This window comes from Collinsella sp. i06-0019-1H4 (genome assembly GCF_042849575.1).
Classification (GTDB): domain Bacteria; phylum Actinomycetota; class Coriobacteriia; order Coriobacteriales; family Coriobacteriaceae; genus Collinsella.
This window is the reverse complement of the sequence record NZ_BAABYB010000001.1, coordinates 1,781,172-1,799,381: the sequence shown is the minus strand read 5'-3', so window position 1 is coordinate 1,799,381 and position 18,210 is coordinate 1,781,172. Positions and strand designations below refer to the sequence as shown.

Here is an 18,210-nt window from a genome sequence, read left to right as displayed (position 1 = left end):
AAATTAGCTACCCTGCCGGGTTGCTGCTGCTAGGCGAGGGCAGCCATGATGGTGCGGGCGACGCCGTCGTGGTCGTTGTCGAACTCGGTGATGGCGTCGGCGGCGTCGCGGTCCTCGGGCTCGGCGTTGATCATGGCCATGCCGTGGCCCGCTGCCTGCAGCATGGGGATGTCGTTGATGTTGTCGCCGAACGCCCAGGCGTCGACGAGACGCTCGCCCAGGTGCTCGCATAGCCACGTGAGGGCCGTTCCCTTGGTGGCGCCCTCACCCATGACCTCGATATTCATGGCGTAAGAACGCGTGACCTCAATGCCTCCGAGCGTGTCGAGCTCAGCCGCGATGGCGTCGCGATCGGCCGGGTCGTGCCAGTACATGGCGATGCGTTCGAGCGTCTCGACCCCGTCGATCTTACTGTCGATATCCATGTCGATCGGTGTTCGTGTGCGCTTGAGCGAAGCCGCGATGTGGGGGTCACCGCCGCAGAACTCATCCAGGCGCCCGTAAAGCGAGCGGGGGAGGAAGCACTGCCCATCCGCGAAGATATCGAAGGTCACATCGTGGCCGGCGGCGATGCGATGGACGCGATGGGCAATGCCGCGATCGAGCGGACGGCTCAAAATGCGCGTGGCGCGCGAGGCATCGTTGGGCACATCGTCGTCGAGCTGCCAGACGCTGGCGCCATTGGCGCAGACCGCGTAGTGCACGGCAGGATGGGCGAGGATGGGCTCAAAGACGCCCGACAGCGGACGCCCCGTGCACGGTACAAACTCAATGCTGCGACGTGCGAGCTCGTCGAGCATCGCCCAGGTGGCGTCGCCCATCTGCTTGTCGCTCGTCAACAGTGTTCCATCCATATCGGAAAAAACAATCATTCGATGCAGCCCTTTCTACTGGCATAAAAAGCGTGGCCGAGGGCGGTGATGCCCTGGCCACGCTCGAGTTCTATAACGGTCCGCGTCCTAGCGGTCGGCGATCGGCTTGTACTCCAGCGGCTCGATCACCGGACGATAGGCCGGGCGAATAATACGGTGCGCGCAGAAGAGCTCTTCCATGCGGTGTGCCGACCAGCCGGCCATGCGGGCGACGGCGAATAACGGCGTAAAAAGCGTCTCGGGCACGCCGAGCATCTTGTAGATAAAGCCCGTGTACAGGTCGATGTTGGCGCAGATGGGCTTGGTCATGCCGTGGTCGCGCATGACCTGGGGTGCCAGGCGCTCGATGCGCTCGATGAGCGCGAACTCATCGCCCAGGTCCTTCTTGGCGGCAAGCGTGCGCGCGTAACGGCGGCAGACCTCGGCGCGCGGGTCGCTGAGCGTATAGACGGCGTGGCCCATACCGTAGATGAGGCCCGTGCCGTCGAAGGCCTGCTTGTCGAGGATCTTGCCCAGGTAGGCTGCGACCTCGTCCTCGTCCTCCCAGTTGGAGACATGCGCGCGGATGTCCTCGTGCATGGACACGACCTTGGCGTTGGCACCGCCGTGGCGCGGGCCCTTGAGCGAGCCGATAGCCGCGGCGTAGGCGGAATACGGGTCGGTGGCCGAAGACGACAGCACGCGGCAAGCGAAGGTGGAGTTGTTGCCGCCGCCGTGCTCGGCATGCAGCATGAGCATCACGTCGAGCAGCATGGCTTCGTCGCGGGTGAACGCCATGCCACCGCGCAAGACCTGTAGGATGGTCTCGGCGGTGGAGAGACCGGGCGTGGGGTGCGGCACGTGAACCTCGGAGCCGCGAAGCTTGGCGACCGAGGCCATGTGTGCGAAGGCGGCGATGCGCGGGAGACGTGCGAGCATGGAAATGGCGACGTCGATTTCGTGCTCGGGCGTGATCACGTCTGGTTCGGCATCGAAGGCGTAGAGCAACAGTACGGCGCGCTGGAGCACGTTCATGATGCTCGACGACACCGTGGTCATAGGGAACTCTTTAACGTACTCGTCACTCAGGTGTCTAAAGGCGCCCAGGCGCTCGCAAAAGCCGTCGAGCTCTTCCTTGTTGGGCAGCGAACCCGTGATAAGCAGATAGGCGACTTCCTCGTAGCCGTAGCGATTCTCGGCCTGGGCATCGTTGACCAGATCCTCGATGCTGTAGCCGCGAAGCGTGAGCTTGCCCTGATCGGGCACGACCTTTCCGTCGACCTTGTTGTAGCCGTGCACATCCGAGATACGAGTGAGGCCCGCGACCACGCCCGAGCCGTCGGCATTGCGCAGGCCGCGCTTGACATTGTGCTCTTCGAACAAGCCCTCGTCATAAGGGTCGGTCGGCAGGCCGTGGTAGAGGCTTTCGCTCTCAGACGAAATCTGGCGGCTTGCTTCGTAATCCAGAACCAGTCGGCTCAAGTGGTCATCGAAGCGGTAATAGATTTTCTTGGCGTCGTAGGCCATGTGCGCTCCTCTCCGGGCCGTGTGGGGGCGGCGTGCTTGAGTGCAGATGCGCCGGCCTGTTCCTGCACGGCCTGTTCGCTACAGGCGGTACATAAAGTTAAAGACGTCCTCGCGCTGGATGGACACGTTGACGCCCGAAAGCTCGCCGGCATCGGCCAGGGCCTCCTGCAGCTCAGCGAAGTCGAGCTTGGACTCGGCGGTATCGGCCAGCATGGTCATGGTGAAGATGTCCTCGATAATGGACTGCGTGATGTCGCGGATGTCGACGTTGGCCTCGCCCAGGACACGGGTGACGCCGGCGACGATGCCGGGGCGGTTCTTGCCAAGGACGGTGATGACGATACGGGAGGACGAGATCTCGGCCATGGGAAACCCTTTCGCGTGATTGCGGCGCGCGCGGGGCGCTCCGCTACGGTACAGTGTTCATCATTGTACCTGTCTGGCGCAAAAAAGGCGCGCTCGCTGCGGCGTTACATGCCTGCAACATGAGCGTAAGGGGGAAGGCCGTACGGGGAAGAGCCGTCTGGCGCGTGTCCGGCTCGTGTTGGGTTGATTTCCGATCTCAGCCGAACACATTGAGCGGACAGGCCGTTCCCGCAGTCAGCCGAACGCCTCCGACGGCTGATTCCGAACTGGAAGCGGAGGGCATCCCCGCCCTTCGGTAGGGGATACCGCTCCGCGGCGCATGCCGCGGGCGGCGCCCCTATCGGACCACCGTGACCTCAGTTGGGATGGGCCCAGCACTGCCGCGTACTCGGTGAGCTAGAGCCAACTGTTCGTCTTCACGTCGCGTATGGCGATATTTCGGTCGTCCGGCTCGGTGATGCCGTAGCCGAACGCCTGGAGCGTCTCGATGGACTCCTGGATCCTCTGTTGGAACATGGGACCCGGATCGACCCTCGGCCCGAGGTGCCCGCGCCAAAGGCACGGCGTGGCGCGCAGCATGTTATGGATTTTGGAGATGGGCTCGATGTCGGCGTAGACGTTGAGCGTCGCCATGGCGTCCTTGTGGCCGAGGATCGATTGGAGCGCCTTGATATCGCCGCCTTGGCGGATCCACTGCGTTGCGAACGTGTGGCGAAGGCCGTGGAACGTGATCAGCTCGTCGTTGGTGCCCATGAGGCCGTTGGTCTCCGAGAACGTCTTGAACGCCCTGCGGATATAGCTTGTCGTCGCGAAGGTCGCGCCCGGCTCCGACAGGATGTAGCAGTCCCCGATCTCGACCGCCCCGGTAAGGCCGCGCAAGCGCAGCTTTCCGCAGTCGATCTCGTGGGTCTCCTTCAGGAAGGGGAGTAGGCCGACCGGGTCGATGGGGATACCCCTGGCGTCATGGGTCTTGGTGTCCTTGATGAACGAACCCATTCCCTTCGCGTACGCCACCGAGTGTCTGATCGAGATCAGGCCCGTCTCGAAATCCACATCGCACCACCGAAGGCCGCAGACCTCGCCGATTCGCATCCCCGTGTGCAGGGCGAGTACGACCGCCCTCTAATCCTCGGCGGACCAATCGAGTCCGAACTCCTTTCGGGCATCCTCTTCGCTCATGACTTCGAGAAGGTCTCCGGGTTGGCAACGAAGGGCGAGGCATAGCTGCTCGAGTGTGTTGAAGCGAATGCCGCGAATATGCCCTTTTTTAATACGGGACAGGTTCACGGGCGTGGTTCCAATCCTTTCGGCAAGTTCGTTCGAGGAAATCTTTCGCTCGGCCATGATCTTGTCGAGGCGAACAATTACGGGCATGGCGTTTCCTTACGCAATCTCGTCGGAGTCGAGGTACAGCTCTCGGGCGTACAAGAAGAGCTGGGAAAGCATGAACAGGACGATGCCGAGAACCAGAGAGGTCCAATCGAATGATGAAGCGATCTCTTGGGCGCCGACGGCCCCCTCGCCGCCAAACATCGAAACGGAGGTTTTGAGTGAGCCGGCGTAGAGGCTGGTGGCAGCTTGAACAACGAAGAGAATGCCGAGCACCTTCAAGCATGTCGCAGACCCTTTCTTGAAGGGGTCTCCGCTCTTGATCGTCCACACGAGAACGGCGCTGAGGATGGTCGTAGCGATACCGATGACGGCAGGGACCAATGTCGAGATCGCAAGGGCTGGATACGCGGGGGAGTCTGCAATTACAGGGTTGTCGAGCACTTCGATTGCTGGCTTTAAGGAGAACGCCACTTGTGCGATGGCGGTGGCGCAAAGGGTCGCAGAGGCTATCGCACATGCGATGCGGAAGGAATGAAGCCGGGGAGTGCGATTGTCGGAACTCATAATAACCTCCGAAGAATTTAAAAAACTCAGGTTACTTTTTAACAGTTTATGTTAAATTGACTTTGCAGGCAAGTAATCACAGCATGCTGCAACCGAAACCCCTCTAGATTGGAGAGGATTATGTTCAGTACTGTTAAGTCGTGTAAGCTCTTGGTTTTCCTCGGCCTCGCTCTTTGTCTGTTGCTGCCGGGAGCCCCCGCTTTTGCGGATACCCCGATGCCTCCTTCCCAGGAGAGCAGCCAGTGTGCCCTCGTTGAGCCCCTCGGGTATACGGACGACGTCGTCGATACCTACTGGAGCTACAGCTGTCCTCGCGGCGTAAGCGGGCACAGCATCTCGATGTTCAACATCTCTTACAAGACGATCTCCTACCGAAATGGCTATCGCCGATCCGCGCATCATAGGGAATCCCGCCTCGCTGCAATGTGCTCCTGTGGTGTTCTTGGCACAACTGATAAATGGCAATTTGTCTATAGCACCTACTAGATGCGAGGAAGGGCCGAGCATTTTGTTCGGCCCCTCTGTTCCGACTGGATGAGGTTAAGGTTGGCGATGAATATGCTCAAAATCTCGAAGGCGATCTTTAGGTCGCTTCTCTCCTCCAGGTCGCTCTGTGTTGTCGTTGTTGCGTTGATGGTTCTTTGTGCTCTGCCCGTCTTCAGGAGCGCGGCTGGCATCGACGGACGGGTCGAATACCTCGAGTCGGGAATAACCCGTGTTGAGCAGGAATTGTCAGCATCCTATGCGGATGCGCTTGTGAATGCGGGGGAGGACGGTGTCTATACCTCTTCATCAAGCATGCCCGCGCTTCTGTACCCTCTTGCCGCGGGACGTCTTATCTTGGCACCGCTCTCTCCCCTACTTCCGTTTCTGCAGATATCGGATGGAGAGTACACCTATTATGACGGATCGAAGGAGTACTTGCTATGGGTCGCAACGGCCGTTGCCGTCTCGTTCCTTGCCGCGCGTCTTAACAAACGTGAAAAGCTCATCATCCAGGCACCGATGGGCGAGCTGGGTAGACTTGTTGCATCGAGCGTATGGGCGAGTGTTTTTGCAATGCTTGCCGTCCTCGCCATCAATCTTCCAGGGATAATCGCCGCGCTTGTGAAGAATGGCCCGGGCTCGCCGTTCTATCCGATAGGCTACATTCAATATGCGACTCCGGTTATCAAACCGGCTTGGCTGGTGTTCGCGCAGACGGCCATCTTGCAATTCTTGGTGGCAGCGTTCATCTCGCTTGTCGTTCACCTTGCCGTGAAGATTGCCAATAACCCTACGCTTGGAATCGTGTTCGTATGTGCCCTGATGGGGGTGACGATGGTTCCCGGGTATTACGGAAGATCCATCGCTTTACGTGAGTTCGCCCTGTTGAATCCCCTTACGTATGCGAACACTGAGTTGACCGTCGGCGCCTATAGCCCGTACCCGACAACGCAGATAGTGAATCTGCCTGGACTTTGCTTCGAGCGTGGCGCGATTGCCCTCGTATGCGCAATCGGGATCGAGGTGCTGGCAATTAGCCTGCTTTGCGTTGCTGGAAAGAGCGGCTGCGCGTGCCCGATATCCCCGATTTGTCTTGAGAGAGGTTCCTTCACTGCATCGAGAACGGCAACTCGTTCGAGCGCTTGTGCCTCCGCCGTTGCATACGTAAGAACGATGGGGAAACTGCTCCTGCGTTCTCCTACCCTCGCCGTATGCGCGATTGCAATGTCGACGACGATGCTGGCCCCGGCTCTGGTCGAGATGTTTCCTGACGCTGATAACGTTTCCGCTGTTCGGTATAGGGATGGGGAGCTCCGTTCAATAGATCGGTATCTAGAGCAGAACGCTGCGAATATGGACGTCGAGGGCAAAGCGGCCCTGGAAGACATGCGGGATGCTCTTTCGGGTTTCGTGTACGCGCCTATGCCTGCGGAGGGGTTTCGAAGCCTTGCGACGTACGAGCGCGCTCGAGGTGAGCTGGGCGCGGCAGATGCGACTCTCCTGCAATCGATCGGAATCGAGCCGGAGACTCCTTCTCGTGCGGAGGCGCGCGCCCTTCTGCTTGAGTCGATCGCGAGCTTGCCGGAACCCAAGGTTTACGAGTTAAGTACGAAGATGCCCCCATTAATCCTCCTTTCGTATCTCCAGGCAGCGCTTCCCTCCTTATTTTTGCTGTTGCCCGTGGTTGTCACATCGCTCGCGTGCACCCACCTGCAGTGTCGTTCCCTTCTGGTTCTCCAGATCCCCGCAACAGCGCATGTGCGTTTTCTGACGGCTGTTGCGCTGGCTCTCCTGCTTGGCTTGGTGCTGCTTTTGGTGTCGATGGTTCCCGCTGTCGTTGTGTCCGTGATTAAGAACGGTGCGGGTGGATCGGAGTATCCCGTCGCTCTCATTCGGGCGGGAGCTTCGACAACGTCCATGGTGGGGGAGGCGGTGTTGTGCAGTATTCCGTTGCTGGTCATGGCATACGGCGTGATTTCCGTCGTCGCTGCGTTGACAGCAGCGATTAGCCGCAACCCCGTTGTCACCGGAATGGTTTGCGCGGTTCTCTTGGTGTTGGGTTCGTTGAGCGCTCATGTTGAAAGCGTGGGCATGGGCGTCGCGCTGCTGGCTCCATTCGCCTCGTTTGATCCCGCTTCCCAGGTGGGGACGATTGGGTTCCTTGGGCGAGGGACGAACGCGATGCCTTTTGGAGAGGTCGTCGGCGCATCGGGCGCTCTGCTGGTGGTCTTGGGCGCCGTATCTCCGTTGATGGTGCGCCTGAGTGTTCCAAAGATCGAAAGGGGATGATCTCGATGATTGACCTTCAAACGCTGACGATCTCTTATGGAAAGAAGGTGCTCGTAGATTCGGTGAACGCTGAGTTTGCCCCGGGTACGGTCTACGGTCTCGTCGCTCCGAACGGGCATGGAAAGACGACGTTGCTGCGTGCGATGGCAGGTTTGCCGGGTCCTCGCGTGGACGGGAGCATCGTTCTGGATGAGGTGCAGGGTACGGGTGCGAGAGAGGTCCGTTCTATGATCTTCTATGCACCTGGTGAGGGGACGCTGCTGTATCCCGGATTGCGTGCGGAAGATCACCTCAAGATGGTTTGCGATATGTGGCCGCACGCTCGCGATATCGAAGAGATAGTGGAACAAACGCAGATAGGCGAGTTCGCGAAGATGAGGATCCGCACTCTGAGCCAGGGCATGAAGCAGCAGCTTACCCTGGCGATTGCGTATGCGACGGGCGCGCGGTACCTTCTATTAGATGAGCCCATGAACGCGCTCGACCCCAGCAGGGTGGACTTGCATTCCGAGATTCTCAGGAAGCTGGCCGATTCTGGTACGTGCATCATCATGTCATCCCACATCTTGGATTCGGTCGATAGGCTGTGCGATGAGATTCTGTTTTTGAAGGATGGGAGGCTCATTAGAAGCATTCCGCAAGATGATGCTGCGCCGAAGTCTCCTGGATCCCATTTCGCAAAGCCTGCCGGACGCGCCGAGGGTGCGCTAAGCACGTATCGGCGACTCTACGAAAAGGGCGGGTAGAAATGCAAGTTAAAAATCTATGTGGTCAATATGATGCCGTTGAACCCGCGTATCGATACCGCTCAGCCATTCGCCTCGCCCCCATCGCACGCATCTTCATTCGGTCTGTTACTTTTAATCTAACGATTCTTTGAGGAATGCAGGTGCTTCTGAATGTACTGTCGACTTCTTCTCAAACTAATCCTAAGAGACAAGGCCGTATGGATTTCCACGCTCGTTCTCGCTGCAGCCTTCTCCGTCCCCATTGCGTTCAATTCACCCATCTACGGCCCCTTCTTTATGAAGCAGGACATGCAGGGCTTTGTCGACGCATTCAATACGCGCGCGCCCCAGGCCAGCGGCACAGACCTATCGCCAGAGCAGCAAGATGACGCTGAGCTTGCAAGATACGCGAACGCCGCCCTCGCCGCTCAAACCGACGCCGCCTTTCTCGATTCTGCCGAGAGCTACTACGCGCTCATGGGCGAAGGCTTCCAATCCGGGTCCATCGTGGGAGACCGAGAGACCAATGACGCGGCGCTCGCATATTGCCGTGCCCTGAGCAGCTCCGGCATCACGGATATCCCGGCCTCCGCAAGCGACCTGCCATTCCTTTCCTTCCTGCCTTACGCCATTGCCCAGGCGCCGTCCTTCCTTCCCTTCATCCCCTTCCTTCTCTCGTCGATACTCGTGCTCGGCGCCACAAGGCCCGGGACCCTGGCGGCAAAGGCGCCCGTGCCCAAATTCCGGCGCCTTATCCAAACCGTGTTTTCGATAATTGGCGCGGGGACCGCGATGCTCCTCGCCGGCCTTGCGCCCGGGAGTATTTACGCCTTGGCCCTAAACGGCTTCGGGCAGATCGGGTACCCGATCGCCTTCTTCCATAACGGCGCGCTCACTACCACGACCGCGGGAGACGTCTTCACGACCATACTTCTCGCGCTGCTCGCGGGTGGAACCTTGATATCCGTTTGTTCCGTCGTCCTATCGACCGCAACGAGGCGCGTCTTCGCGGGCCCCCTTACCTCCGCGTTGCTTGTCGCGGCCCCGGCATTCCCGTTATTGTCCGATTCGGCACTGGGGCATAATGCCGCGCTCGAGCTCCTGCCGCTGGCCGTGTTCTCGCCTATCGAGGCAACGGGTTACGTAGGATGCTTCCCAACAGAATTCATTGACTCCGGTTCAAGCGGTGCATCGATGCTTGCCGTGGCCCTGATATACGTCGCGGTCTTTTTTGCGGTCGGCGCCGTTGCGACACGTTCGCCCAAACAGCCTGGACCCGCGAAAAAGCGCCATGGGCTCGAGCTTCTGGACGTGAGCGTGGGATACGGAAGCACGACGATACTTTCAATCGGATCGCTTTTCCTGAGCCCGGGAACGGCGGCGGGCCTCATTGCTCCCAACGGCTCGGGGAAAACCACCCTTCTTGAAGCGCTGTCGGGCCAATTTCCCACCCGTATCCACTCGGGAAGCCTGGTGGCAGACGGAATCAGCCAACGTCAATCAGCCGAATTCGCAGAACTCGTCTACCTGAGCTCTTCAGGCGGCGCGGATCTCTATCCCACGCTATCGGCCCTCGAGCACCTTGCTTTCGTTAGGGAGGCGTGGAAATCGGCCGCCGACATCGACTCGCTCTGCAGCTCCCTCGGAATCTCCCCATATCTCGACAAGCCGACCCGTAAACTCTCGACGGGAATGAAGCAGCAGGTAAAGCTTGCCATGGCGATAGCGACCGATTGCCCGTACCTCATCCTCGATGAACCGCTGAACGGCCTCGATCCGGGAAAACGGAAAACCTCCTGCGACGCGATGCGCAGCGAGGTGGCGCGGGGACGCAGCGTGCTCATTTCAAGCCATCTACTCGACGACCTGGCAGACCTCACCAACTCGTTCTACTTCATCGAAGCCGGCACGCTCGTGGAAAAGATCAAGTCGTCCTCGCAGACGCTCAAGCAGGAATACCTCGATACATACGAGAGATGAATGTGGGGGAGTGTTCGGATGAAGTTGATATTCAAGGGCCAGCTCGTGTTGTGCCGAAAAGACCGTGAACCTTTTGTGGGACGCTCGGCGCCGTGGTACCATAGCCGGGTTTGTTGTCTTGGTCGGAAACCAAGACGCCTTATGCGCTGATCGGTAACCAGCGCCTGACCAATAAGGAGTCCTACCATGAAGCAGGGTATCCATCCCCAGTATGTCGAGTGCACGGTGACGTGCTCCTGCGGCAACACCTTCAAGACGCACGCTACCGTGTCCGAGATGAAGGTCGAGCTTTGCAACGAGTGCCACCCGTTCTACACCGGCCAGCAGAAGTTCGTCGACACCGGTGGACGCGTCCAGCGCTTCGCCGACAAGTTCGGTGGCGCCGCTGCCGCCCAGCTCAAGAAGGCTGAGGAGGCCAAGGCTGCCAAGGCCGCCAAGGCTGCTGAGGCCGAGGCCGCTCGCAAGGCCGCCGCTGAGGCTAAGGCTGCCGAGAAGGCTAAGCGTGCCGCTAAGTTTGCCGAGGAGGCTGCCAAGCAGGCCGCCGAGGCTCCCGTCGAGGAGGCCGCTGCAGAGGCCGAGACCACCGAGGCTGCTGAGTAAATAGCTCGCCGAGAGAATCGCTCGCATTCATGGCATGAGGGCCGTGCATCCATTTGGGTGCGCGGCCCTTTTCTTTTTATTGGTGCAAGCTGACCTGTCCCCGTGGCACCAAATGGCAGAGAGACGGCGTTTGCTCAGATAAAACTTGCCAAAATAAACCTGTCCCATTGTGGCAGGTTGGTCATAGTTATTACGTGGCGGTCGAGGTCGACCGTATAGGCCGCGCCTTGTTTGGCTAAAGTACAATCATCTGTGTTTAACTCGCCCGCAGCTGCACGGCGTGGGCGATGGCCAAAAAGGAAAACCACATGGGATTCATGTCAAAGCTGCTGTCCTTTGGATCCGATAAGGACCTTAAGCGCTACTACAAGATCGTCGACCAGATCAACGGTCTTGAGCCCCAGTTTGAGAAGATGACCGAGGAGGAACTCCGCGGCCAGACCGATAAGTTCCGCGAGCGTTACGCCAACGGCGAGTCGCTTGATGACATGCTCCCCGAGGCCTTTGCCACCGTGCGTGAGGCTTCCAAGCGCACCATGGGTATGCGCCACTTTGACGTGCAGCTCATTGGCGCCATGGCACTGCACGAGGGCCACATCGCCGAGATGAAGACCGGCGAAGGTAAGACCCTCGTCTCCACGTTGGCTGGCTATCTCAACGCTATTGCCGGCAAGGGCGTGCACGTCGTTACTGTCAATGATTACCTTGCCAAGCGCGACTCCGAGTGGATGGGCCGCATCTATAAGTACCTGGGCATGACCGTCGGTCTGCTCCAGAACAACATGCCGCTCGAGCTCAAGCGCCCGGCCTACCAGGCCGACGTCACCTACGGCACCAACTCCGAGTTCGGCTTTGATTACCTGCGCGACAACATGGTTACCCGTCCCGAGCAGCGCGTGCAGCGCGGCCACAACTACGCCATCGTCGACGAGGTTGACTCCATCCTGATCGATGAGGCTCGCACCCCGCTGATCATCTCGGGCGCTGGCACCAAGTCCGCCAGTACCTACAAGGACTTCGCGCGTGCCGTGCGTGGCCTTGAGCGCGGCGAGGACGTGTCGCACGACATGCTTACCGCCACCGAGGACGTTGAACCCACGGGCGACTACGTCATGGACGAGGCTAAGCACACCATCGCTGCCACCGAGCGCGGTCTTAAGAAGATCGAGCGCCGCCTGGGTATCGATGACATCTATGCCGATCTCTCCGGCCAGCTGGTCAACCACTTGCAGCAGGCGCTGAAGGCCCAGTACATGTTCCACCGCGACAAGCAGTATGTGGTCACCAACGGCGAGGTCAAGATCGTCGACGAGTTCACCGGCCGCATTATGGAAGGCCGCCGTTACTCCGAGGGCCTGCACCAGGCCATCGAGGCCAAAGAGGGCGTGCTTGTACGCGAGGAGAACCAGACGCTGGCCACTATCACCTTGCAGAACTACTTCCGTCTGTATGACAAGCTCTCCGGCATGACCGGTACGGCACTCACCGAGGATGCCGAGTTCCGCGAGATCTACAAGCTGCCCGTCGAGGTCATCCCCTCCAACAAACCCGTTCAGCGTGTTGACCACGAGGACCTGGTGTACCGTACCATTCAGGCCAAGTACAACGCCGTCGCCGACGATGTCGAGCAGCGTCACGCCAAGGGCCAGCCGGTCCTGGTGGGCACCGTCTCCATCGAGAGCTCCGAGAAGCTGTCGGCCGCCCTTACCAAGCGCGGCATCGCGCACGAGGTCCTCAACGCCAAGCACCATGAGCGCGAGGCTCATATCGTTGCCCAGGCCGGACGCTACGGCGCCGTGACCATCGCTACCAACATGGCCGGTCGTGGTACCGACATCCTGTTGGGCGGCAACCCCGACGAGCTGGTGCGCGAGCGCCTTGAGTACGAGGGCCTGACCATGGAGGACGTGACGCCCGAGCAGCTTGAGCAGTTTAACGCCGAGGCCAAGGAGACCTGCAAGGCCGAGCGCGAGCGCGTGCTTGCCGCCGGCGGCCTGACCGTTATCGGCACCGAGCGCCACGAGTCCCGTCGTATCGACAACCAGCTGCGCGGCCGCTCCGGCCGTCAGGGCGATCCGGGCGAGACCCAGTTCTACCTGTCGCTCGAGGACGACCTCATGCGCCTGTTCGGCGGCGACAAGATGGACCGCGTCTCCAAGATGATGGTCACGGCCGACATGGGCGACGACATGCCCATCCAGCACAAGATCATCTCCAAGGCCGTCGAGAGCGCCCAGCACAAGGTCGAGAGCATCAACTTCTCCATGCGCAAGAGCGTCCTTGAGTACGACGACGTCATGAACAAGCAGCGCCAGGTCATCTACGCCGAGCGCAACAAGATTCTGGACGGCAAGGACCTGACCGACCACATCACCGAGGTCATGCACGACACCGTGTACCGCTGCGTTCAGGAGTTCTGCACCAAGGACAGTCACGATGGCGAGCGCGACCTGGAGGGCCTGCGCAAGTGGGTTGTGGAGCTCACCGGCCACATCGATACGCCGAAGTTCCCCGACGAGGATTATGAGGCTCTGGCTGCCGATGTCCTGGCTTACGTAGAGAAGTGCTACAACATGAAGGCCGAGCGCTTGGGCGAGGACCTGATGCGCGAGCTCAACACCCAGGTCATGCTGCGCGTCATTGATACCCGCTGGATGAACTACCTGCAGGAGATGGACTATCTCAAGACCGGCATCGGCCTGCGCGGCTTTGGCCAGCGCGACCCGCTGGTCGAGTACAAGACCGAGGCCTACGGCGCGTTCCAGATCCTCGTCGACACCATGTACGAGGATTACCTGCGCACGGTTCTGCGCATCGAGATCAAGGCTGCCCCGCGTGCCGTGGAGCACAAGGAGGAGCCCGCGCTCGAGGGTGCGCACTTCTCCGGTCCTGCCGAGGTCGATGGTGACAACGGCGACTCGGTGCTGCGCAAGCAGGCGCAGGTGCAGGCCCGCACGGCTGTCCAGGGTGGTCCGGCTGCCGTCAACAACGGTGGCAAGGTGACCACCTATCGCAAGTCCGAGAGCGACGATCCGTACGTCAACGTGGGCCGCAACGACCCGTGCCCCTGCGGTAGCGGCAAGAAGTTTAAGTACTGCCACGGCAGGAATCGTTAATGGCCGAGGCTCTAGAGGTAACGCCCGCCGAGCTGGACGCGTTTGCGGACCGGCTCGGTGAGGTTGAGTCGTACCTCCATTTGGACGAGAAGCGCACCCGCGTAACGGAGCTCGAGGCCAAAAGCGTCGCCCCGGGCTTTTGGGACGACGCCGATGCCGCTCGCGCCACGATGGAGGAGATCGCGCGCACCAAGGAAGATATCGCTGCCGTGGACACCGCGCGCGGCGAGCTTTCCGATGCCCGCGCTGCGCTGGAGCTTGCCGAGGAGATGGGGGATGACCCCGACGCCGTCGCATTGCGCGAGGAGGCTGCCGCTACGGCAGAACGCCTGGCCCGCGCCATCGACGAGCTTGAGCTTGCGAGCTGGTTTACCGGGGAGTTCGACCATGGCGACGCGATTGTGACCATCAAGCCCGGGCAGGGTGGTTTGGAGGCCCAGGATTGGACCTTCATGCTCTTTAAGATGTACATGAAGTACTGCCAGCGCCGCGGTTGGAAGGTCACCATCAACGATTGCCCCGCGGCCGAGGTCATTGGCATTGATCGCGCGACCTTTACCGTCGAAGGCAAGGATGCTTTTGGCATGCTTCGCGCCGAGGCCGGTGTCCACCGCCTGGTGCGCATTAGCCCCACCGACGACAAGAAGCGCCGCCAGACCACGTTTGCCGGCGTCGAGGTCATTCCGGTGCTGCCCGACGATATCGATATCGAGATCAACCCCGACGACATCCGCGTCGACGTGTACCACGCAAGTGGCCCGGGTGGCCAGGGCGTAAACACCACCGACTCCGCCGTGCGCGTGACGCATTTCCCCAGCGGCATTGTGGTTACCTGCCAAAACGAGCGCAGCCAGATCCAGAACAAGGCCGCGTGCATGCAGATCCTCAAGGCTCGCCTGTACGAGATTGAGCTCGAGAAGCGTGCCGAGGCCCTGGACGAGATTCGCGGACCCAAGACCACGATTGGTTTTGGCAACCAGATCCGCAGCTACGTGCTCTACCCGTACCAGATGGTTAAGGACCTGCGTACGGGCGTGGAGACCAGCAACGTCGAGGCCGTTCTTGACGATGGCGATTTGGATCCGTTTGTGATTGGCTATCACCGTTGGGCTACCGGCAACGCCGATGTAGAAGGCTCGGAGATCTAAAACATCGGGCGGCTTCAAGCCGATGCTAAGCCCAACGGTTGGACGGGTTTGTATTCGGAATAAACCCTGCGCAGGGGTGGTTTTTGTCCGGCGAATCGGTAGAATCGAATACATGAAGAAGTTCAAAGCGCATCCGATGGGGTGCGCTTTTTTGAGGGAGGCAGCATGGCATATCGTCTGGACATTAAGCGCATTCTTTCGATGAACTTCTTTCACGACCTGCCCCAGATTATGTTGGGGTGCGCTCTGGCCGCTATTGCGACCGACCTGTTTTTGATTCCTAACGGCCTTGCTGCCGGTGGCGTTACGGGCCTTGCCACCATTATCCAGGCGGTCGGCGCATCGAGCGGTCTATCGCTTCCCGTTGGTATTCAGACGATCGTGATGAACGCCTTGCTGCTGCTGGTCGTTATGCGCGAGGGCGGCATGTTCTACGTGGTGCAGACGGCGACAGGCTTTGTGCTGCTGGGCTTTTTCACCGACCTGTTCGCTCCGTTTGTGGCGCCGCTGGCACATGCCGATCTGATGCTGCCCGCTATGTGGGGCGGCATCATCACGGGCATCGGTTATGGCATGGTGCTGCGCGCCGGCGCCAACACCGGCGGCTCGGACACGATTGGCCAAATCATCTCGCGTAATACCTCGCTGCCCGTGGGCTCGACCGTCATGGCGATCGATGTTGCCGTATGTGCGCTGTCGGCTCCGGTCTTTTCAATCGAAAATGCACTATATGCAGGCCTTTCGATGGTCATCAGCGGCTACGTGATCGATGCCGTGGTCGATGGTGGCAACAAACGCCGTATGGTACTCATCATCTCGGAGAGTTTTCCCGATATCGCGGCCGACATCATGTATGGTCTGGGACGCGGCTGCACCAAATTAAAGGCGACTGGTATGTATTCGGGCGTCGAGAAGCCGGTGATCATGGTGATCGTTAGCCGTCGAGAGCTCAATACCCTCAAGACGATCGTGCGCGAGCGCGATCCTCACGCCATTGTGACGGTCGCTGACGTTACGGAAGCCTTCGGCGAGGGATTCAAGGACATTAGCGCGTAGGGGCGACCGCGTTCCATCCAAAAGACGTTCACATTGATAAACCGTTTCATCAGCGGTTCTGCCTGCTAAATTGTTCAAATAATGATAAAAACTCTGGTAAAGCCATCAGTTTCCAGCATAATGAATGACGTACGTGCATTGCGGCTGTGTTGGGATTACCTTCGGTGCCGTGCGCATCTTGTCTAAAGAGGATGAAAGGAAGGCACAATGAGCGACGAAGAGCTCAAAAAGGTTGCCAATGAGGTAAGGAAGGGCATCGTCACCGGCGTGCACGCTGCCAAGTCCGGCCATCCGGGCGGTTCGCTCGGTGCTGCCGACATCATGACCTATCTGTACTTTGAGGAAATGAACGTCGACCCGTCCGATCCCCGCAAGGCCGATCGCGACCGTTTTGTGCTCTCCAAGGGCCATTGCGCTCCGGGCCTGTACGCCGTGCTCGCCGAGCGCGGGTTCTTCCCCAAAGAGGACCTCAAGACGCTGCGCCATATCGGCAGCCACCTGCAGGGTCACCCCAACATGAACGACACCCCGGGCGTCGACATGTCCACCGGCTCGCTCGGCCAGGGCATTTCCGCCGCCGTGGGCATGGCCGTTGCCGCCAAGCACTGGGGCGATACTTATCGCACGTACGCCCTGCTGGGTGATGGCGAGAGCGAGGAGGGCCAGGTCTGGGAGGCCGCCATGTTTGCCGGCAACCAGCAGCTCGATAACCTCTGCGTGATCGTCGACCACAACGGCCTTCAGATTGACGGTCCCGTCGAGGAGGTCAACGACCCCATGCCGCTCGCCGACAAGTTCCGCGCCTTTAAGTTCCACGTGGTGGAGCTTGCCGACGGCAACGATTTCGATCAGATCCGCGCCGCCTTTGCCGAGGCTCGCGCTACCAAGGGCCAGCCGACCGCCATTATCGCCGAGACCCTGAAGGGCAAGGGCGTGTCCTTTATGGAGAACCAGGTTGGTTGGCATGGCAAGGCCCCCAATGATGAACAGTTTGAGCAGGCCATGGCAGAGCTCACGGCCGCCGGAGAGGAGCTCTAGGATGGCAGACGTCAAGAAAATCGCCACGCGCGTAAGCTACGGCGAGGCCCTCGTCGAGCTCGCCAACGAGCACGATGACTTTGTGGTCCTCGACGCCGACCTGGCCGCCGCCACGCAGACCGGCAAGTTCAAGGCCGCCTGCCCCGATCGTTTCTTCGATGTGGGCATTGCCGAGAGCAACCTGATGGGCGTCGCCGCCGGTATCGCGACCACCGGCCGCGTTGCCTTCGCGAGCACCTTTGCCATGTTTGCCGCCGGCCGCGCCTTTGAGCAGGTCCGTAACTCCATCGGCTACCCGCATCTCAACGTTAAGATTGGCGCCACGCACGCCGGTATCTCGGTGGGCGAGGACGGCGCCACACACCAGTGCTGCGAGGATATCGCCCTGATGCGCGTCATCCCCGGCATGACTGTGATCGTTCCGGCCGACGATGTCGAGGCCCGCGCCGTGACGCGCGCCGCCTACGAGTGCGACGGCCCCGTGTACATGCGCTTTGCCCGTCTGGCCTCGCCGGTTATCAACGACCCCGAGACCTATAAGTTCGAGTTGGGTAAGGGCATTGTCATGCGCGAGGGCGCCGATGTGACCATCATCGCCTGCGGCCTGATGGTCGGCGAGGCTCTCGAGGCCGCCGAGCAGCTTGCTGCCGAGGGCATCGATGCCGAGGTCATCAACATGCACACCATCAAGCCCATCGACGCCGACCTGATCGTCAAGAGCGCCACCAAGACCGGTCACGTCGTGACCGTCGAGGAGCACTCCGTGATCGGTGGCCTGGGCAGCGCCGTTGCCGACGTTCTGTGTGAGCAGTGCCCGACGCCGCTCAAGAAGATTGGCGTCAACGATACCTTTGGCGAGTCCGGCCCGGGCGCCGAGCTCCTGCACAAGTACGGCCTGGACGCCGCCAGCATCGTGGCGACCACCAAGGAGTTCTTGGCATAAGGCAAGACGGATCTCAAGGACTGCTTCGCCAGTACTATGGAAACCCGGCAGGGGCGCTCTCTTGGAGAGCGCCCCTGTTTCAGTTGCGGTGAGATAAGGACTGATTAGGGCTTTTAACTGCTAAAACAGTCCCTATTTCACCGCAACTTCTAAAGAGGCCGTATCAAGCAGGATTTCTATTGGGAT

Annotated in this window: 15 protein-coding genes; 9 read left to right on the top strand and 6 right to left on the bottom strand. The window is 60.1% G+C overall.

The window, feature by feature from the left end; genetic code table 11:
• Positions 1–29: 29 nt before the first annotated feature.
• The 6 genes from ACGHEN_RS07895 to ACGHEN_RS07870 all read right to left on the bottom strand — a co-directional run bounded on the left by ACGHEN_RS07895 (position 30) and on the right by ACGHEN_RS07870 (position 4,640).
• Positions 30–872, bottom strand: coding sequence for a Cof-type HAD-IIB family hydrolase (locus tag ACGHEN_RS07895; RefSeq protein ID WP_117773361.1), 843 nt, complete (start codon positions 870–872; stop codon positions 30–32).
• An 87-nt stretch (positions 873–959) separates the two neighbouring features.
• Positions 960–2,378, bottom strand: a complete 1,419-nt coding sequence (locus tag ACGHEN_RS07890; RefSeq protein ID WP_390398659.1) for a citrate synthase — start codon at positions 2,376–2,378, stop codon at positions 960–962.
• A 78-nt stretch (positions 2,379–2,456) separates the two neighbouring features.
• On the bottom strand, positions 2,457–2,744 hold the full coding sequence (locus ACGHEN_RS07885) for an ACT domain-containing protein (RefSeq protein ID WP_390398657.1): 288 nt from the start codon (positions 2,742–2,744) through the stop codon (positions 2,457–2,459).
• A 396-nt stretch (positions 2,745–3,140) separates the two neighbouring features.
• Entirely contained in the window at positions 3,141–3,848 is a 708-nt protein-coding gene (locus ACGHEN_RS07880) for a site-specific integrase (RefSeq protein ID WP_255360342.1), read from the bottom strand.
• A gap of 18 nt (positions 3,849–3,866) precedes the next feature.
• Complete coding sequence (locus tag ACGHEN_RS07875) at positions 3,867–4,118, bottom strand: helix-turn-helix transcriptional regulator (protein ID WP_006235292.1); 252 nt, start codon at positions 4,116–4,118, stop codon at positions 3,867–3,869.
• Positions 4,119–4,127: 9 nt separating this feature from the next.
• Positions 4,128–4,640, bottom strand: coding sequence for a DUF2975 domain-containing protein (locus ACGHEN_RS07870; RefSeq protein ID WP_006235293.1), 513 nt, complete (start codon positions 4,638–4,640; stop codon positions 4,128–4,130).
• 552 nt (positions 4,641–5,192) lie between these two features.
• Between ACGHEN_RS07870 and ACGHEN_RS07865 the strand changes: the two genes are divergently transcribed.
• The 9 genes from ACGHEN_RS07865 to ACGHEN_RS07825 all read left to right on the top strand — a co-directional run bounded on the left by ACGHEN_RS07865 (position 5,193) and on the right by ACGHEN_RS07825 (position 18,024).
• Complete coding sequence (locus tag ACGHEN_RS07865) at positions 5,193–7,415, top strand: hypothetical protein (RefSeq protein ID WP_117773355.1); 2,223 nt, start codon at positions 5,193–5,195, stop codon at positions 7,413–7,415.
• Between the two features lie 5 nt (positions 7,416–7,420).
• Complete coding sequence (locus tag ACGHEN_RS07860) at positions 7,421–8,161, top strand: ATP-binding cassette domain-containing protein (protein WP_117769450.1); 741 nt, start codon at positions 7,421–7,423, stop codon at positions 8,159–8,161.
• A gap of 153 nt (positions 8,162–8,314) precedes the next feature.
• Entirely contained in the window at positions 8,315–10,123 is a 1,809-nt protein-coding gene (locus tag ACGHEN_RS07855) for an ATP-binding cassette domain-containing protein (RefSeq protein ID WP_390398653.1), read from the top strand.
• A gap of 186 nt (positions 10,124–10,309) precedes the next feature.
• Positions 10,310–10,723 (top strand): 50S ribosomal protein L31, encoded by a 414-nt coding sequence (gene rpmE / locus ACGHEN_RS07850; protein WP_117638071.1) that lies wholly within the window; start codon positions 10,310–10,312, stop codon positions 10,721–10,723.
• 308 nt (positions 10,724–11,031) lie between these two features.
• Positions 11,032–13,839: a preprotein translocase subunit SecA gene (gene secA / locus ACGHEN_RS07845; protein ID WP_117641062.1), complete on the top strand. Its 2,808-nt coding sequence runs from the start codon at positions 11,032–11,034 to the stop codon at positions 13,837–13,839.
• Positions 13,839–14,987: a peptide chain release factor 2 gene (gene prfB / locus ACGHEN_RS07840; RefSeq protein WP_271806612.1), complete on the top strand. Its 1,149-nt coding sequence runs from the start codon at positions 13,839–13,841 to the stop codon at positions 14,985–14,987. The genes secA and prfB overlap by 1 nt, the downstream gene beginning before the upstream one ends.
• A 165-nt stretch (positions 14,988–15,152) precedes the next feature.
• Positions 15,153–16,043 (top strand): YitT family protein, encoded by an 891-nt coding sequence (locus ACGHEN_RS07835; protein ID WP_390398649.1) that lies wholly within the window; start codon positions 15,153–15,155, stop codon positions 16,041–16,043.
• A 207-nt stretch (positions 16,044–16,250) separates the two neighbouring features.
• A complete protein-coding gene (locus ACGHEN_RS07830) occupies positions 16,251–17,081 on the top strand; it encodes a transketolase (RefSeq protein WP_117641059.1) in 831 nt (276 codons plus the stop codon).
• A gap of 1 nt (position 17,082) precedes the next feature.
• Positions 17,083–18,024 carry a transketolase family protein gene (locus ACGHEN_RS07825; RefSeq protein ID WP_390398647.1) on the top strand — a complete coding sequence of 314 codons (942 nt, stop codon included), beginning with the start codon at positions 17,083–17,085 and terminating at the stop codon, positions 18,022–18,024.
• Positions 18,025–18,210 lie beyond the last annotated feature (186 nt).

Bases quoted from the DNA above. Each gene is read 5' to 3' on its own strand.
- ACGHEN_RS07895 (WP_117773361.1), bottom strand. From the start codon at position 872: ATGATTGTTTTTTCCGATATGGATGGAACACTGTTGACGAGCGACAAG.
- ACGHEN_RS07890 (WP_390398659.1), bottom strand. From the start codon at position 2,378: ATGGCCTACGACGCCAAGAAAATCTATTACCGCTTCGATGACCACTTG.
- ACGHEN_RS07885 (WP_390398657.1), bottom strand. From the start codon at position 2,744: ATGGCCGAGATCTCGTCCTCCCGTATCGTCATCACCGTCCTTGGCAAG.
- ACGHEN_RS07875 (WP_006235292.1), bottom strand. From the start codon at position 4,118: ATGCCCGTAATTGTTCGCCTCGACAAGATCATGGCCGAGCGAAAGATT.
- ACGHEN_RS07870 (WP_006235293.1), bottom strand. From the start codon at position 4,640: ATGAGTTCCGACAATCGCACTCCCCGGCTTCATTCCTTCCGCATCGCA.
- ACGHEN_RS07865 (WP_117773355.1), top strand. From the start codon at position 5,193: ATGAATATGCTCAAAATCTCGAAGGCGATCTTTAGGTCGCTTCTCTCC.
- ACGHEN_RS07860 (WP_117769450.1), top strand. From the start codon at position 7,421: ATGATTGACCTTCAAACGCTGACGATCTCTTATGGAAAGAAGGTGCTC.
- ACGHEN_RS07855 (WP_390398653.1), top strand. From the start codon at position 8,315: ATGTACTGTCGACTTCTTCTCAAACTAATCCTAAGAGACAAGGCCGTA.
- rpmE (WP_117638071.1), top strand. From the start codon at position 10,310: ATGAAGCAGGGTATCCATCCCCAGTATGTCGAGTGCACGGTGACGTGC.
- secA (WP_117641062.1), top strand. From the start codon at position 11,032: ATGGGATTCATGTCAAAGCTGCTGTCCTTTGGATCCGATAAGGACCTT.
- prfB (WP_271806612.1), top strand. From the start codon at position 13,839: ATGGCCGAGGCTCTAGAGGTAACGCCCGCCGAGCTGGACGCGTTTGCG.
- ACGHEN_RS07835 (WP_390398649.1), top strand. From the start codon at position 15,153: ATGGCATATCGTCTGGACATTAAGCGCATTCTTTCGATGAACTTCTTT.
- ACGHEN_RS07830 (WP_117641059.1), top strand. From the start codon at position 16,251: ATGAGCGACGAAGAGCTCAAAAAGGTTGCCAATGAGGTAAGGAAGGGC.
- ACGHEN_RS07825 (WP_390398647.1), top strand. From the start codon at position 17,083: ATGGCAGACGTCAAGAAAATCGCCACGCGCGTAAGCTACGGCGAGGCC.